The sequence below is a fragment of the Microbacterium terrae genome (assembly GCF_017831975.1).
Taxonomy (GTDB): Bacteria; Actinomycetota; Actinomycetes; order Actinomycetales; family Microbacteriaceae; genus Microbacterium; species Microbacterium terrae.
Map to the genome: position 1 here is coordinate 801730 of NZ_JAFDSS010000001.1, position 14675 is coordinate 816404.

16 protein-coding genes and 1 tRNA gene are annotated in these 14675 nt (G+C 71.1%); 4 read left to right on the forward strand and 13 right to left on the reverse strand.

Annotated elements, in window-relative coordinates; translation table 11 throughout:
* Window positions 1–60: 60 nt before the first annotated feature.
* From mscL to JOD63_RS03705, 3 genes are read right to left on the reverse strand one after another with little or no spacing between them, the layout of a single operon-like run.
* Window positions 61–480: a large conductance mechanosensitive channel protein MscL gene (mscL, locus tag JOD63_RS03695; RefSeq protein WP_045274386.1), complete on the reverse strand. Its 420-nt coding sequence runs from the start codon at window positions 478–480 to the stop codon at window positions 61–63.
* A 32-nt stretch (window positions 481–512) separates the two neighbouring features.
* Window positions 513–797: an FmdB family zinc ribbon protein gene (locus tag JOD63_RS03700; RefSeq protein WP_045274385.1), complete on the reverse strand. Its 285-nt coding sequence runs from the start codon at window positions 795–797 to the stop codon at window positions 513–515.
* A 13-nt stretch (window positions 798–810) separates the two neighbouring features.
* Window positions 811–1404, reverse strand: coding sequence for a 5-formyltetrahydrofolate cyclo-ligase (locus JOD63_RS03705; RefSeq protein ID WP_045274384.1), 594 nt, complete (start codon window positions 1402–1404; stop codon window positions 811–813).
* A gap of 113 nt (window positions 1405–1517) precedes the next feature.
* On the opposite strand from JOD63_RS03705, the gene galU reads away from it, so the two are divergent.
* Genes galU through JOD63_RS03720 form a run of 3 tightly spaced genes read left to right on the forward strand, consistent with a single transcriptional unit; the run spans window position 1518 to window position 3993 of the window.
* On the forward strand, window positions 1518–2405 hold the full coding sequence (gene galU, locus JOD63_RS03710; RefSeq protein ID WP_045274383.1) for a UTP--glucose-1-phosphate uridylyltransferase GalU: 888 nt from the start codon (window positions 1518–1520) through the stop codon (window positions 2403–2405).
* A gap of 24 nt (window positions 2406–2429) precedes the next feature.
* Window positions 2430–3059 (forward strand): GNAT family N-acetyltransferase, encoded by a 630-nt coding sequence (locus JOD63_RS03715; protein WP_045274382.1) that lies wholly within the window; start codon window positions 2430–2432, stop codon window positions 3057–3059.
* A 49-nt stretch (window positions 3060–3108) separates the two neighbouring features.
* Complete coding sequence (locus JOD63_RS03720) at window positions 3109–3993, forward strand: hypothetical protein (protein ID WP_045274381.1); 885 nt, start codon at window positions 3109–3111, stop codon at window positions 3991–3993.
* Between the two features lie 26 nt (window positions 3994–4019).
* On the opposite strand, the gene JOD63_RS03725 is transcribed toward JOD63_RS03720, so the two are convergent.
* Entirely contained in the window at window positions 4020–5216 is a 1197-nt protein-coding gene (locus tag JOD63_RS03725) for an amidohydrolase family protein (RefSeq protein WP_045274380.1), read from the reverse strand.
* 90 nt (window positions 5217–5306) lie between these two features.
* On the opposite strand from JOD63_RS03725, the gene JOD63_RS03730 reads away from it, so the two are divergent.
* Window positions 5307–5382: transfer RNA gene (locus JOD63_RS03730), tRNA-Ala, on the forward strand.
* A 50-nt stretch (window positions 5383–5432) separates the two neighbouring features.
* Here JOD63_RS03730 and JOD63_RS03735 read toward each other — a convergent pair.
* From JOD63_RS03735 to hemE, 9 genes are all read right to left on the reverse strand, one after another.
* Window positions 5433–6620, reverse strand: a complete 1188-nt coding sequence (locus JOD63_RS03735) for an IS481 family transposase (RefSeq protein ID WP_045274019.1) — start codon at window positions 6618–6620, stop codon at window positions 5433–5435.
* 146 nt (window positions 6621–6766) lie between these two features.
* The gene (locus tag JOD63_RS03740) at window positions 6767–7576 is read right to left on the reverse strand and encodes a DUF6338 family protein (protein ID WP_045276060.1); all 810 of its coding nucleotides are present in this window, start codon (window positions 7574–7576) and stop codon (window positions 6767–6769) included.
* Between the two features lie 146 nt (window positions 7577–7722).
* Entirely contained in the window at window positions 7723–8412 is a 690-nt protein-coding gene (locus JOD63_RS03745) for a DNA alkylation repair protein (RefSeq protein ID WP_045276059.1), read from the reverse strand.
* Between the two features lie 2 nt (window positions 8413–8414).
* Window positions 8415–9728 (reverse strand): glutamate-1-semialdehyde 2,1-aminomutase, encoded by a 1314-nt coding sequence (gene hemL / locus JOD63_RS03750; RefSeq protein ID WP_045276058.1) that lies wholly within the window; start codon window positions 9726–9728, stop codon window positions 8415–8417.
* Window positions 9725–10705 carry a porphobilinogen synthase gene (gene hemB / locus JOD63_RS03755; protein WP_045276057.1) on the reverse strand — a complete coding sequence of 327 codons (981 nt, stop codon included), beginning with the start codon at window positions 10703–10705 and terminating at the stop codon, window positions 9725–9727. The genes hemL and hemB overlap by 4 nt, the downstream gene beginning before the upstream one ends.
* Window positions 10702–11613 carry a hydroxymethylbilane synthase gene (gene hemC / locus JOD63_RS03760; protein ID WP_045276056.1) on the reverse strand — a complete coding sequence of 304 codons (912 nt, stop codon included), beginning with the start codon at window positions 11611–11613 and terminating at the stop codon, window positions 10702–10704. Before hemC ends, hemB begins: the two co-directional genes overlap by 4 nt.
* Complete coding sequence (gene hemQ, locus JOD63_RS03765) at window positions 11610–12305, reverse strand: hydrogen peroxide-dependent heme synthase (protein WP_045276055.1); 696 nt, start codon at window positions 12303–12305, stop codon at window positions 11610–11612. The genes hemC and hemQ overlap by 4 nt, the downstream gene beginning before the upstream one ends.
* Window positions 12306–12370: 65 nt before the next feature.
* Complete coding sequence (locus JOD63_RS03770; protein ID WP_045276054.1) at window positions 12371–13576, reverse strand: protoporphyrinogen/coproporphyrinogen oxidase; 1206 nt, start codon at window positions 13574–13576, stop codon at window positions 12371–12373.
* Complete coding sequence (hemE, locus tag JOD63_RS03775; protein ID WP_045276053.1) at window positions 13569–14627, reverse strand: uroporphyrinogen decarboxylase; 1059 nt, start codon at window positions 14625–14627, stop codon at window positions 13569–13571. Before hemE ends, JOD63_RS03770 begins: the two co-directional genes overlap by 8 nt.
* Between the last annotated feature and the right edge of the window lie 48 nt (window positions 14628–14675).

Sequence of the window (14675 nt, forward strand, 5' to 3'; positions counted from 1 at the left end):
GCGGGCCGAACGACGACCGGCTGCGGCGAGACGTGCCGCCGCACTACTAGTCGTTCGGCGTCAGGGCTTGGGCGCGGCGTCGGCCTGCTTCCCGAGCAGGTCGCGGATCTGCACGAGCAGCTCGGCCTCCGACGGGAGCGGCTCGGGCTCTTCGGGCACGCCCTGCTTGCGCGCAGCGCGCTCCTTCATCACGTTCATGGGGTGCACGAACACGAAGTAGACGACGATCGCCACGGCGAGGAAAGCGATCACGGCATTGATGAGGTCGCTGATCGGGAAGGTGACCTGGCCGTGCAGGCCGTTCACCGTGATGCCCACGACGCCGTCCTCGTCGGGCTTCCACACGAGCTCGATCAGCGGGTTGATGATGCTGGAGACGATCGCGTTCACCACGGCGGTGAACGCCGCGCCGATGACCACCGCGACAGCGAGGTCGATGACGTTGCCCCTGAGGATGAATTCCTTGAAGCCCTTGATCATGGTGATTCCCTCCTGCCCGGCGTGTTACCGGATCACGACCCCGACGACGCGGGTGCGGCCTTCTTGGCCTCGGACTTCGATGATGCCGAAGACGCGCCGGAGTCGCCACCTGCCGTGCCGGTGCCGACCGAACCCGACGAGGAGCGCGAGTCGGTGCGGTAGAAGCCCGACCCGTTGAAGGTCACGCCGATCGAGCCGTACTCCTTGCGCAGCGCGCCGCCGCATTCGGGGCACTCGGTGAGGGTCGGGTCGGCGAAGGACTGCACCGCGTCGAAGCGGTGGCCGCAGTCCTTGCAGGCATAGGCGTAGGTGGGCATGGTTCTCTTTCGTTCAGTGCGCGCGGGCGAATTCGACGATCCGCGCGGGAGTCACGGCGCCGGTCACCGGCTGGTCGTGGAGGTCGCGGGGGACCTCCACGAGGATCTCGCTGTCGTAGACGAGGGCGTACACCGGCGGGCAGCCCTCCATCGACCCGATGGTCTTGTCGAAGAAGCCGCGCCCCCAGCCGAGTCGCATCCCGCTCTCGTCGACGGCTGCGGCGGGGATGATGAGCAGGTCGACATCGTTCACCGCGATCGGACCGAGCAGTTCGCCGACCGGCTCGGGAACCCCGAACAGGCCCTCGCCGATGTCGCCGTCGGCGGTCGCGACCGCCCAGTCGAGCAGTCCGTCGGCGCGCGAGACGGGGAGGAGCACCCGGATGCCGCGCTCCACGGCGGCCAGGATGAATGCGCGCGTGCCGGGCTCGGTGGGCCGGGCGAGGTAGCACGACATCGATCGCACTCCGAGGCGCGCGACCAGATCGTCGAGGTGGAGTCGGATGCCGTCCTCGGCGGTCGCGATGCTCTGCGGAGACATCGACTGGCGGCGCTCCCGCAGCTCGGCGCGAAGCGCGCGCTTCGCGTCGGCGATGGCGTCGGACATGACCACGATTCTACGTCGGCGCGGCGCGCCCGGACGCGTGCTTGTAACCAACCTGTCACGTGGTCGGTTCACAGACGACAGATGCGCGACGATCGGATCGATAGACTCCTGAAATGCCTCAGCACCCCTTCAAAGCGGTCATTCCTGCCGCGGGTCTCGGTACCCGCTTCCTCCCGGCGACCAAGGCCATGCCGAAAGAGATGCTCCCGGTGGTCGACAAGCCGGCCATCCAGTACGTGGTCGAAGAGGCCACTGCAGCGGGCATCCGCGACGTCCTGATCATCATCGGACGCAACAAGAACAACCTCTCGAACCACTTCGACTCGGTCCCCGAGCTCGAGAGCACGCTGCTCAAGAAGGGCGACGCGGACAAGCTCGCCAAGGTGCAGCAGTCCAGCGATCTCGCCGACATCCACTTCGTCCGTCAGGGCGAGCCCAAGGGCCTCGGACACGCCGTCCTCCGGGCACGCGCCCACGTGGGCGAATCGCCGTTCGTCGTGATGCTGGGCGACGACCTCATCGACGAGCGCGATGAGCTCGTGACGACCATGATGGCCGAGCGCGAGCGCACCGGCGCGAGCATCATCGCGCTCATGGAGGTCGATCCCGACAGCATCCACCTGTACGGCGCAGCCGCGGTCGAAGAGACCGGCACCGACGGTCTGGTGCGCGTCACCGGTCTTGTCGAGAAGCCCAAGAAGGAGGATGCGCCGTCGAACCTCGCGGTCATCGGGCGCTACGTGCTCGGGCCCGAGGTGTTCGACATCCTCGAGCGCACCGAGCCGGGCAAGGGCGGCGAGATCCAGCTGACCGACGCGCTCCAGGAACTGGCCGCTGACCCTGAGGGGCCCGGCGTGTACGGCGTCGTGTTCCGCGGGCGCCGGTACGACACCGGCGATAGGGTGGACTACATCAAGGCCATCGTGCAGCTCGCCGCCGACCGCGACGATCTCGGTCCCGAGCTGCGACCCTGGTTCAAGGAGTTCGCGGCGAACCTCTGACGCCGCCCGATCGAGGGGGTCACGGTGGATCTGACGGCCCCTCGTCGGCACGGCCCCATCTCGATCCGGCTGGTGCGCCAGCGCGATGCCCGCACACTCCAGACCGAGCTGCTGAGCAACCGCGCCTGGCTGCAGCCGTGGGAGGCGACGAGCCCCGACGGCCCGGTGTCGTTCGACATGCGCATCGGCGTCCGGCGCCTGCTGCAGCAGTATCGGGACGGATCGGGCGTGCCGTTCGTCATGGAGTATGACGGCGAGGTCGCCGGTCAGCTGAACGTGTGGGGGATCGCGCGCGGTTCCCTCGCGTCGGCCACGATCGGCTACTGGGTGAGCAAGCGATACGCCGGCCGGGGCATCACCCCGACGGCGGTGGCCATGGCGACCGACGTGTGCTTCACGCAGCTGCGTCTGCACCGCATGGAGATCTGCATCCGCCCGGAGAACCGTGCGAGCCTGCGGGTGGTCGAGAAGCTCGGCTTCCGCTACGAGGGGCTGCGGAGGCGGTTCATCCACATCGACGGCGACTGGCGCGACCACTACGCGTTCGCGCTCGTGCGTGAAGACGTGCCCGACGGGGTGCTGCAGCGGTGGGTGTCTGGCCGCGTGCCCCAGGACGCCGCCGTGGTTCCTCCGGCCGACAGACTTCACGCCTGACGCGCGCCGCTGCCCGGATGCGGGGCACCCCTCGCATACCGTGGACGCCATGGGTGGGCAGGTGTTGGGTGGGGGAGTCATCGTCCTCGTGGCGGTGGCGCTGTGGCTCGTGTACCTGATGCCGACGTTGCAGAGCAGGCGCCAGTACGACGCCGCCGAGCGCAACGCGGTTCGCCTGAACCAAGCGCTCCGGGTGCTCGCCGAGACGAGTGAGACCCCCGAAGAGGTACGGCTCGAGCTGAACACCCGCACCGCGCTCGCGCAGCAGAAGCTCGCCCGCCGCGCGATGGCCGAGCGGGAGTCCGCCGCCCTCGAGGGTGCGCGCGTCGACCTCGAGCGGGCACGCATCGAACGCGCCGTCGCCCGCAACGCGGCCCCGGCGCGGCAGGCCCGCGCACGTCGCCGGCTGCGGCTGACCGCGACGATCCTCGCGCTGGCCGGCATCGGCATCGCGGTGTGGGGCGTGGTCGAGGTGCTGACCGTGGGGGCGCAGGCTCTGATGTGGTCGGGCGTCGCCCTCACCGGACTGTCCGCGCTCGTGCTGCACCGCATGGCACGGGTCGCTGCACGCGCCGCCCTTCCCGCGACGGAGAGCGTCGAACGCGTCGCCCGTGAGGTGCAGGACGTCGCGCTCGAGCCGCAGAGCCGCGAGTGGGCGCCGCGTGAGCTTCCGCGTCCGCTCACCGCCTCCGCCGGATCGCGGGCAGCCGCGGTGCTCGACGTCGAGGCGGCGCGCGATGCGCTGCGTCAGGCGGCGATGGAGGAGGCCCTGCGCTCCCGCGTCGAGGAGCAGGAGCCCACGCGGATCGAGACCGCTCGGGTCGCACGCTCGGCCGCAGACGGCCCGGACTTCGCCAGCATGGGCTATGTCGACGACGAAGAGATCGAGGCGCACGTGCGCGGCCTCCTCGCGCGTCGCGCGTCGGGACAGTAAGCACGCCGGGACAGGGCGCGCCCGGTTCAGGCCTCGAAGAGCAGACGGCCTCCGCCGAGCACCGCCGACCGAGCCGGCGTGCGCACGAGCACATCCATCGCGTTCTCCGCGTCGACGATCATCAGGTCGGCACGGGCGCCGGGTGCGATCCCCGCCGCGCCGATGCCGGCGAACGGAGCAGCGCCGGCGGTGGCGATCTCGACCACTCGACGCAGGTCGTCGTCGCGCACGACGCTCGACGACCGGGCGTACTGCCAGGCGATCCCGAGCAGGTCGCCGGTGCCGTACGGACTCCACAGATCGCGGATGCCGTCGGTGCCGAACGCGAACCGCACACCCGCGGCATCCATCTCGTGCAGCGGCAGCTGCGGCAGGCGCAGCGGTGCGACCGTCGTCATCGTCACGTCGAGGTCCGCCATGCGCTGGAGCAGGTCTCGCCGACGCGCCGTGTCGACCTGGGCGATGGCGAAGCCGTGGGCGATGTTGACGCGGCCGACGAGGCCGAGCGACTCGGTGCGATCGAGGATGAGGTCGAACTGGAAGGCGCCGAGCTCGGCCGGATCGTGCAGGTGGATGTCGATGCCCGCGCCGGTGTCGGCGGCGATCGCGAACAGCGCATCGAGCTGGCCGACGGGGTCGCGGTCGATGCTCGCGGGGTCGAGTCCGCCGATGTGCTCGACGCCCTGCTCCGCGGCCTGGCGGAGCAGTTCGATCACGCCGGGGCGTCGGAGCACCCCGTCTTGCGGGAACGCGACGATCTCGGCGGTGATCGCACCGTCGTACTCGGCGACCGCCTCGCGCACGATGTCGATGCCGCGCAGCCCCAGGCCGAGATCGACGTCGACGTGCGTGCGGATCGCGGTCGTGCCCGATGCGACGAAGGCGGCCAGCACCCGCCGGGTGATGTCGAGGCCGGGGATGCCGAGCTCGTCTCGTCGTGCCCGCTCGTGGCGGATGCGCCCGTCGGTGCCGCCGTCGCCGCCGTACGACTGCCAGGGGTGGCCGATCCACGACTTGTCGACGTGCGCGTGGGCGTTGACGAGCCCCGGAAGCACGAGGTGGCCGCGCGCGTCGAGCTCGCCTGCGGCGACCGTGCCGCCCGCTGCGGGGAGGATGTCGACAATCGTTCCCGCGGCATCGAGCTGGAGGTCGTGGGTGCCCGCGAGGTCGTCGAGGCGGGCGTTTCGGACGGCGCTGATGCGGGGGAACGAGGTGTGGAGCATCCTTCCATCCTCACCCATGATCCGGCCCGTCCAGGCCCCTCCGTCGATTCGGGAGGGTGGATCAACCGTGATAGTGTTGCTGAGGTTTCCGGGCCTGTGGCGCAGTTGGTAGCGCGCCTCGTTCGCATCGAGGAGGTCAGGGGTTCGAATCCCCTCAGGTCCACCATGTGATGAGTCGCGACATAGATGACATCTGAGTCGTGACATAGGAGACATTCAAGAAAGAGAGCCCGGCCATCGGCCGGGCTCTCTTTCGTTGTTTCGCCAGTAGGTTCGGGTGGGTTCGATGGTGTTGGTCGCGATGATTTCGCCGGTGTCGAGGTGGACGACGGTGACGGTGTGTTTGTCGGCGATGAGGATGCAGCGTTTTCCGCGGTGTTCGACGCCGATGCCGAGGTGATGCATGCGAGAGGCTCTGCGGAAGCTGATCTTCCCGTTGGTGCCGACGTGGTCGTAGCGGATCCGGTAGTGGACGGCGTCGGTGCGGGCGCCGGCGGGTAGGGCTTTCGGGGTGGCGGCGTAGGCGGTGGCGGGGGTGCTTCCCTCGCGCGCGCGATGCGGGCGTGCCGTGTTGTAGTGGTCGCGGAATGTGTCCAGCTGGGTTTGCAGCTCGACGATGTCGCGGGCGCGTGGGTGGGCGGTGAGCCAGCGTTTCAGGGTCTGGTGGAAGCGTTCGATCTTCCCTTGGGTCTGTGGGTGGTTCGGGGCGCCGTTCTTCTGTCGGATGTTCAGGGCGGCGAGGACGTACTCGAATTCGTTGCGTCCCCCGCCGTGGCGGGCGGTGTAGACGCGGCCGTTATCGGTGAGCGTGGACGCGGGCGGCCCGTAGCTGTCGACGGCGGTGAGGAAGGTGTCGACCACGTGTCTGCCGGTGACGGGCCGGTGGGCGGTGCACGACAGCAGCAGACGGGAGTGGTCGTCGAGCCAGTTCAGGATCTCGACGTCGGTGCCGTCGGCGAGGCGCCAGTGGGTGAAGTCGGACTGCCAGGTCTCATTAGGCTGGGCAGCCTCGAACCGGACGTACGAGCTTCTGGGGCGTTTGCGGGGTTCGGGAGCGATCAGTCCGGCAGCGTGCAGGATGCGGCGGATCGTAGACGTCGATGGTGCCCGCAGCCCTTCTTGCTCGAGGTGCCACGCGATCGTGACCGGGCCTGCATCCGTACCGGCCGCGGTCAGCGACTGCCGCAGCTGCACGACCCGATCCCGGACCTGTTCGGTGGTCGCGTGCGGGCTCGTCAACGGGGCGCGCGAGAGCGGGTCCAGCCCGTCGAGGCCGCGGTCGCGGTATCGGGCGAGGAGTTTATGCAGATACTGGCGCGAGATCCCGAACTCGGCTGCTGCCGCGGTGACCGACAGTTCTCCCGCGACGATCTTCAACACCACGACCCGATGCTTCGACGACATGCCCGAGTGTCGCCTATGACGCGACTCATGTGTCGCCTATCAACTGTCGCCTATGTCGTGAACCCAGACACCCTCAGGTCCACCAAATGAGTAACGCCCCCGCTTGTCGGGGGCGTTACTCATTTCCGCGGGCGTCACAGTCGGGTCTAGGCGGGCGGCGGCTTCGCCCCTCCGCCGCTGCCTCCCCCTACCGATGGAAGCTGGTGCGTCTCCTCGGGCTTCTCTTCCTCGTTCCCGGATCCGATGCGACTGCGCTCCATGTATGTCATCTCCTTCACGTGCTCCTCCGTGTCCTTTCCCGGTCGCTCCCACGAGACGACGTCGCCGTCCGCGAGGAGCACCCACACAGCGGAGTCGGGTTTCGGCCGCCCCCGAGCTCCGTTCGGGCCTATCTCGTACTGACGGTTGATGTAGATGCTGGGCGACTCGGGGTAGGAGGAACTGATCGAGCCGTCGGTCACCCACCCCCCGACCCAGTGGCCGTCTGCTTTGCGGATGCTCACCCAGCAGTCCTTGTTGTGGCGGACCGCTTCATCCCAGGGCGTCGGCGTGTCGAGATAGCCGTACTTCGAACGCGGCAACGGCCACTTCTCCGTCCTGCTGCCCGGGATGCCGGTCCAGCGGATGTGTCTGTGGTGGACGAGCAGGGCGATGAGGAGAGGAACGAGCAGGTAGAGGAGGATCACCCAGATCGCCAGCAGTCGAAAGTCGGTGACCTCCATGACCTCGTCGGTGACGGAGAGTCCGAGGTTGCGGGCGAGGAGGTCTCCGCCGACGAGAAGGTAGACCGCAGTCAACCCGATCGAGAAGATGATCCCGCGCGCGATCGCCTGCCCGACACTGCGATCGCCGGGAAGCTCGCCCAGGTATCGCCTTCGCACAGCCGCATAAACGAAGCCCGGCAGCGCGAGCACGACGAACAGCGCGAGAGAGAGTCCACCTTCGGGCGTCCCCATGATCCCCCAATCACGCTCCGAACCGCCGCGGCCCGACGCGTCGAGCGCTGCGCAGCCGAGTTGCGCTGCAGTCTAGCGGTGATGCGACGGACGAAGTCGCGCGTGTGTTCGGGATGCGGTGACGGAGGCCATCGCCGTCACCCCGGTCAGCCGCGCGCGGCGCCCCGGCGCACGATCTCGGCGATCCAGCTCGGGGCGAACGGCGAGGTGCAGTTCGGCGGCGTCGGGTAGTCCTTGAGCACCTCGAGCTCTTCGCCGATCGCGAGGGCTCGCTCCCGCAGGGCCGGGTGGTGGATGCCGATCATGGCGAGCGTGGTGTTCATCTCCCACTGCTCGCGCTCGGGCGCATCCTTCATCTCCGCCTCGATGCGATCGAGGAGGGCGTCGAGGTCGAGGACCTCGGGCCCCTTCTCGACGGCCTCGGCGGTGAGCGCCCAGCCCGCACTGCGCACCACGGGGTCGGCGTCGTCGATCCAGGCCATGCGCAGGTCGTCTGCGTGCGGACCCTTCTTGACGATGTAGTTGACGAGCCAGTCGTGCACCTTGCGGGCGCGCGCCTCGCGGATCATGGTGTCGAGTTCTGCAGCGGAGTACAGCTTCGGCCGGCTGATCAGGATGGCGACGAGCCGTGCGGCGGTGTCGTCGGTGGCCCAGAGCTCGAGCGCGAAGTCGTGGTTGGTCTTGAGCGTCTTCGCGACCGCCCGCAGCTTCGTGAGGTTCACGCCGTGGTCGTCGCCGTGGCGCTCGTTGACGGCTCGCATCTTCGGGTCGTCGAGCGCGGCGAGCTCAGCGAGGACGTCGGGGACGGATGCGCCGACCGCGGGAACCGCTGCCATGGTCACTCCGCCGTCGCTTCGGCGGCTGCGCGTGCCGCGGCGGGGAGCGCTTCGACGATGCGCGACACGGCGGCGTCGTCGTGGGCCGCCGAGACGAACCACGCCTCGAACACCGACGGGGGCAGCGAGACGCCCTGCTCGAGCATCGCGCGGAAGAACGGCGGCCACCGGAACGCCTCCTGCGCCTTCACCGTGTCGTAGTCGTGCGGTGCGGTCTCGGCGAACTGGATCGAGAAGAGGCTGCCGGAGCGCTGCACCACGTGCGTCACGCCGGCATCGGCGAGTGCGGCGGACGCGGCGTCGGCGATGGTCGTCGCTGCGGCGTCGATGCGCGCATAGGCTGCCGCATCCATCAGGTCGAGCGTGGCGCGTCCGGCGGCGACTGCGAGCGGATTGCCGCTCAGTGTGCCGGCCTGGTACACGGGGCCGAGCGGCGCGAGGAGCTCCATGAGCGCCGCCGAGCCGCCGAGTGCCGCGAGGGGGAGGCCGCCGCCGACGACCTTGCCGAACGTGATGAGGTCGGGGGCGAAGGGCACCGGGTCGATGCCGTACCAGCCGGCGGGGCCGACGCGGAAGCCGGTGAGCACCTCGTCGAGGATGAGGAGCGCGCCGTGCGCGTGCGCGATGTCGGCGATCGCCGCGTTGAAGCCGTGCGCCGGCGGCACGATGCCCATGTTCGCGGGCGCGGCCTCGACGATGATGGCGGCGATGTCGTCGCCCCGGGCGGCGAACACCTCGCGCACCGCGTCGAGGTCGTTGTACGCGATCACCAGGGTCTGCGCGGCGATCGCCGCGGGCACGCCGGCGGAGCCCGGCATCGCGAGCGTCGCAACTCCCGACCCGGCCTCGGCGAGCAGCCCGTCGGAGTGGCCGTGATAGTGCCCGGCGAACTTCACGATGAGGTCGCGGCCGGTCGCCCCGCGAGCCAGGCGGATCGCGGTCATGGTCGCCTCGGTGCCGGTCGACACCAGGCGCACCCGCTCGATCGGGCGCGCCCCGTCGCGGGTGACCCGCGCCTCGATGAGCTCGGCGAGAGCGGTCTCGCCCGGAGTGGAGGCTCCGAAGCCGAGGCCGCGGGCCGCGGCATCCTGAACCGCCTGAACGACGGTCGGATGCGCGTGACCGACGATCGCCGGACCCCACGAGCCCACGAGGTCGACGTACTCGCGCCCCTCGACGTCGGTCACGTACGGTCCCGACGCCGACACGAAGAAGCGCGGTGTGGTGCCGACCGAGCCGAAGGCGCGGACGGGGGAGTTGACGCCGCCGGGCATGGCGGCCCGGGCGCGCTCGAATTCTGCGGCGTTGGTGGTCATCGGATCCATCCTGCGAGTTCGGTCGCCCAGTAGGTGAGCACGGCGTCGGCGCCGGCGCGACGGATTCCGAGCACCGACTCCTCGATGGCACGTCGGCGGTCGATCCAGCCGTGCGCGGCGGCGGCCTCGATCATCGCGTACTCGCCCGACACCTGGTACGCCCACACCGGGACGGGGCTGGATGCCGCCGTGTCGGCGAGCACGTCGAGGTAGCTCATCGCGGGCTTGACCATGACGATGTCGGCGCCCTCGGCGATGTCGAGGTCGACCTCACGGGCGCCCTCGCGGCGGTTCGCCGGGTCTTGCTGGTACGTGCGGCGATCGCCCTCGAGCGAGGACTGCACGGCCTCGCGGAACGGACCGTAGAACGCCGATGCGTACTTCGCGGCATAGGCGAGGATCGGCGTGTTCGCGTACCCGGAGCCGTCGAGGGCGTCGCGTACGGCCGCGACCTGGCCGTCCATCATGCCGCTGAGGCCGAGCAGCTGCGACCCTGCCGCAGCCTGGGCGAGGGCCATGTCGCGGTACCGCTCGAGCGTGGCGTCGTTGTCGACGTAGCCGTTCGCGTCGAGCACACCGCAGTGTCCGTGGTCGGTGAACTCGTCGAGGCAGAGGTCGGTCTGCACGACGAGCGCATCGCCCGCCTCTTCGGCGGCGATGCGGGTGGCGACGTTCAGGATGCCGTCGGCGTCGGTCGCTCCCGACCCCGTCGCGTCCTTGTGCTCGGGCACGCCGAACAGCATGACTCCGCCGATGCCGGCGGCCGCCGCATCCGCGATCGCGCGCCGGAACGACTCGGTCGAGTGCTGAACGACGCCGGGCATCGACGAGATCGGCACCGGCTCCCTGGAGCCCTCGCGGACGAACATCGGGAGGATGAGCTCGGCGGGGTGCAGGCGGGTCTCGGCGACGAGGCGGCGCATCGCGGGCGAGGCGCGGAGGCGCCTCGGGCGGTCGACGGGGCTGAACGCGGTCATGGGCGGGCTCCTGTCAGGTCGGCGGCGCCGGCATCGAGCAGCTCGCGGGCCGCGGCCGCGCCCACGTCGTGCGGTGCGTCGGCGTCGGGCCAGCTCGCGGCGTGCGACGAGGTGAGCACGACGGTGCCGTCGAGGCTGTAGACGCTCGCCGAGAGCAGGAGAAGGCCGGCGTCGACGACGGCGCGGGCGCCGACCGGCGCCGAGCAGCCCGCCTCGAGGAGGGCGAGCACGTGGCGCTCCGCCTCGACGGCGGCGCGGGTCTCGGCGTGGTCGAGCGCGCGCACGAGGTCTTCGTCGCCGCGGCGCACCTCGATCGCGAGTGCACCCTGGCCGGGAGCGGTCGGCCAGGCGTCGGCGTCGAGCCAGTCGGTCACGACCTCGGTGCGACCGAGGCGGCGCAGGCCCGCGCCGGCGAGCACGACGGCGTCGAGGTCGCCGGGGGCGACGCGGCCGAGGCGCGTCTCGACGTTGCCGCGGATGTCGACGACCTCGAGGTCGGGGCGGCGGGCACGCAGCTGCGCCATGCGCCGCGGCGACCCGGTGCCGACCCGGGCGCCCGCGGGAAGGGTCTCGAGGGTGAGGCCGTCGCGCGCGCACAGGGCGTCACGCGGGTCTTCGCGCGACGGGATCGCCGCCACGATGAGCCGGTCGTGCGGCGCCGTCGGCAGGTCCTTCAGCGAGTGCACGATGACGTCGCACTCATCGGCGAGCAGCGCGTCGCGGAGCGCGCCGGTGAACAGGCCGGCTCCGCCCGCGCGGGAGAGCGGCTCGTTGGAGCGGTCGCCGTCGGTCGTGATCGTGACGAGCTCGGTCGAGACGCCGGTCGCGTCGGCGAGGTCGGCGGCGACCATGCCGGTCTGCGTGAGCGCGAGCGCGCTGCCGCGCGTGCCGATCCGCAGCGTGGTCATGCCAGCACCTCGGCGATCTCGTGCGGCTCGATGCGACGGCCGGTGTAGAACGGGATCTCCTCGCGCACGTGGCGTCGAGCCTCGGTCTGTCGGAGGTGGCGCATCAGGTCGACGAGGTCGACCAGCTCGGGTGCTTCGAGCGCGAGGATCCACTCGTAGTCGCCGAGGGCGAAGCTCGCGACGGTGTTGGCGAGCACCTGGCGGTACTCGGCGCCCTTGCGGCCGTGGTCGCCGAGCATCTGACGGCGCTCGGTCTCGGGCAGGAGGTACCAGTCGTACGAGCGCACGAACGGGTAGACCGTCAGCCAGGTCTCGGGGTCCTTGCCGCGGACGAAGGCGGGGAGGTGGCCCGAGGTGAACTCCGCGGGCCGGTGCACGCCCATGGCGTTCCAGACCGGGATGAGACCGGAGAGGGGTGCCGCGCGCCGGAGGGTCCGCAGCGCGGCCTGCAGCGCTTCAGGGGCATCCGCCTGATCGGGCTGGGCGTGCAGCCACACCATCAGGTCGGCGTCGGCGCGCATGCCCGACACGTCGTAGAAGCCGCGGACGGTGATGCCGGCGGCCTCCACTGTCGCGAGCGCCTCGGTGAGGTCGCCCGACGGGGCGGGGGCGGCGGGGTCGCGCCGGAAGACCGCCCACAGCGTGTAGGCGAGGGGTTCGCGTTCGGACTGGGGGGCGGCCGTTTCGCTCATCCCTCCATCTTTCCACCTGCCGCACCGGTCGGCGGTCGGCGCAGTGGGCCGGGAGGGAGGTCGGGTCAGCGCGCGAGGAGAGCAGCCGCGGTGCGCTCTGCGTGGCCGATGATGCCCGCGAGTCCGGATCCCGCGACGGTCTCGCCGACGACGACGAGATCGGATGCCGCGGCCGCAGCCGGACGGTGCCAGGTGACGTGAGCCGCGTCGACGACCACCGGAAGCCGCACCCCGAGAAGCGTCTCGGCATCGGTCCGGGCGGTCGCTACGGGGTCGGTCGGCACCGTGTCGTACGACAGTCGCACCACGTGGCGTCCCTCGGCGGCGTCGCGCAGCCACTCCCATTTGGCCGTCGCGTGGGTGAGTGCCCGGGCCGCGACCGGGGCGCCGTGCGCCACCAGCAGTCCGCTGCCGCGCGGCGCGGCATCCAATTCACCCTGTTCGACGACGAGCGTGACGAGGTCGATGCGACGGGACGGGCCGGCGGGCGCAGCGATGCCGGGCGCGGCGATCACCACCGTCCCGGGCAGAGCACCGGCGTCGTCGACGCGAACTCCCAGCCGGACGTCGACGCCGCGGCTGCGCGCGTCGTCGGCAAGGGAGGAGACGAGCCGGTGCATCCCGCCGCGGATCCCCGCCACCGCCGAGCCGGGGGGAGCAGCCGCCCGCAGCCGTGAGACGGCTCCGGTGATCGACCCGGCTGCGGCGAGGGCGTCGGGAAGACCCGGGTGGGCCCGGGTGAGGGCGAGGTCGTCGGGATGCTGCGAGTGCACGCCGTGCACCACGGGCGCGACGAGCCGGTCGAGCACGTCGTCTCCGAGGCGCTCGCGCACGAACGGGCCGAGGCGGGTGTCGGCGCTGATCTCGGGGAGCGGCAGGGCGTCGAGTTCGACCGCGCGCTCGGCGGCGGCGATGCCCACCACCCGCACCACATCGGGTGCCAGCGGATCGGCCGGGATGCCGAGGAGCGCGGTCGCCGGCAGCGGCACCGCGTCGCCGGAAGCCGGCTGCAGCCAGGCGGGTCCTGGGCGCGGGGCGACGATGTCGCCACTGAGACCGAGCTCGCCGAGGAGCACGGCGACGGTGCCGCCGCGCACGGCGAAGCTCTCGGCTCCGGCGTCGAGCGCGATCCCCGCCACGTCGTGGCGGGCGACCGGGCCGCCGAGGCGCTGCGTCTGCTCGAAGAGCACGACCTCGGCGCCCGCCGCCGCGAGACGGCGCGCGACCACGAGGCCCGCGACGCCGCCGCCGACGACCGCGAAATCAGCCATGCGCGTGGACGAACTCCACGATGCGCGTCAGCACGGTCGGGTCGGTGTCGGGGGGCACGCCGTGGCCGAGGTTCAGCACGTGCGCCCGCGCCGCCCGGCCGCGTGCGAGCACGTCGGCCACATGAGCCTCGAGCACCGGCCAGGGCGCCTGCAGGAGCGCGGGGTCGATGTTTCCCTGCAGCGTGACGTCGTCGCCGACGCGGTGCGCCGCCTCGTCGAGCGGCAGTCGCCAGTCGACGCCGATCGCGTCGACGCCGATGCCGCGCATGGCGCCGAGGAGCTCGCTCGTGCCCACGCCGAAGTGGACGAGCGGCACGCCGAGGTCGCGGACCCGGTCGAGGGTGGCCGAGGAGTGCGGGGCGACGCTGCGCGTGTAGTCGGCCAGGCTCAGCGAGCCCGCCCACGAGTCGAACAGCTGTCCGGCCTGGGCGCCCGACTCGATCTGGGCGGCGAGGAAGGCGCCGGTGATCTCGGAGCACCACGAGAGGAGCGCGTGCCAGGTCTCCGGATCGGAGTGCATGAGCGCACGGGTCTTCAGCTGCTCCTTCGAAGGCCCGCCCTCGACGAGGTAGGAGGCGAGCGTGTACGGCGCGCCGGCGAAGCCGATGAGCGGGGTCTCGCCGAGCTGCGCCACCGTGAGGGCGACGGCTTCGCGGATCGGACGCAGTGCCTCGGGGTCGAGCGGGGGGAGCGCGCGCACGTCGGCGGCCGAGCGTACGGGGTTTTCGAGCACCGGACCGCGTCCGGCCACGATGCGCACGTCCACACCGGCGAGCCGCACCGGGATCACGATGTCGCTGAAGAAGATGCCGGCGTCCACACCGTGCCGGCGCACCGGCTGGAGGGTGATCTCGCTCGCGAGCGCCGGATCGAGGCAGGCGTCGAGCATGTCGGTGCCCACGCGAAGCTCGCGATACTCGGGGAGCGAGCGCCCGGCCTGGCGCATGAACCAGACGGGCGTGGATTCCGGCCGGTCGCCGCGGTACGCCTGCACGAGCGGGGGAGCGGTGTATCCGGGACGGAGCATCGGATGCGTGGGGGAGAGCGGCACGCCACCAGCCTATGCGGCCGTGCGTGACGGTCGCTGGGACCCGCCTCG

Bases quoted from the DNA above. Each gene is read 5' to 3' on its own strand.
- mscL (WP_045274386.1), bottom strand. From the start codon at position 480: ATGATCAAGGGCTTCAAGGAATTCATCCTCAGGGGCAACGTCATCGAC.
- JOD63_RS03700 (WP_045274385.1), bottom strand. From the start codon at position 797: ATGCCCACCTACGCCTATGCCTGCAAGGACTGCGGCCACCGCTTCGAC.
- JOD63_RS03705 (WP_045274384.1), bottom strand. From the start codon at position 1,404: ATGTCCGACGCCATCGCCGACGCGAAGCGCGCGCTTCGCGCCGAGCTG.
- galU (WP_045274383.1), top strand. From the start codon at position 1,518: ATGCCTCAGCACCCCTTCAAAGCGGTCATTCCTGCCGCGGGTCTCGGT.
- JOD63_RS03720 (WP_045274381.1), top strand. From the start codon at position 3,109: ATGGGTGGGCAGGTGTTGGGTGGGGGAGTCATCGTCCTCGTGGCGGTG.
- JOD63_RS03725 (WP_045274380.1), bottom strand. From the start codon at position 5,216: ATGCTCCACACCTCGTTCCCCCGCATCAGCGCCGTCCGAAACGCCCGC.
- JOD63_RS03735 (WP_045274019.1), bottom strand. From the start codon at position 6,620: ATGTCGTCGAAGCATCGGGTCGTGGTGTTGAAGATCGTCGCGGGAGAA.
- JOD63_RS03740 (WP_045276060.1), bottom strand. From the start codon at position 7,576: ATGGGGACGCCCGAAGGTGGACTCTCTCTCGCGCTGTTCGTCGTGCTC.
- JOD63_RS03745 (WP_045276059.1), bottom strand. From the start codon at position 8,412: ATGGCAGCGGTTCCCGCGGTCGGCGCATCCGTCCCCGACGTCCTCGCT.
- hemL (WP_045276058.1), bottom strand. From the start codon at position 9,728: ATGACCACCAACGCCGCAGAATTCGAGCGCGCCCGGGCCGCCATGCCC.
- hemB (WP_045276057.1), bottom strand. From the start codon at position 10,705: ATGACCGCGTTCAGCCCCGTCGACCGCCCGAGGCGCCTCCGCGCCTCG.
- hemC (WP_045276056.1), bottom strand. From the start codon at position 11,613: ATGACCACGCTGCGGATCGGCACGCGCGGCAGCGCGCTCGCGCTCACG.
- hemQ (WP_045276055.1), bottom strand. From the start codon at position 12,305: ATGAGCGAAACGGCCGCCCCCCAGTCCGAACGCGAACCCCTCGCCTAC.
- JOD63_RS03770 (WP_045276054.1), bottom strand. From the start codon at position 13,576: ATGGCTGATTTCGCGGTCGTCGGCGGCGGCGTCGCGGGCCTCGTGGTC.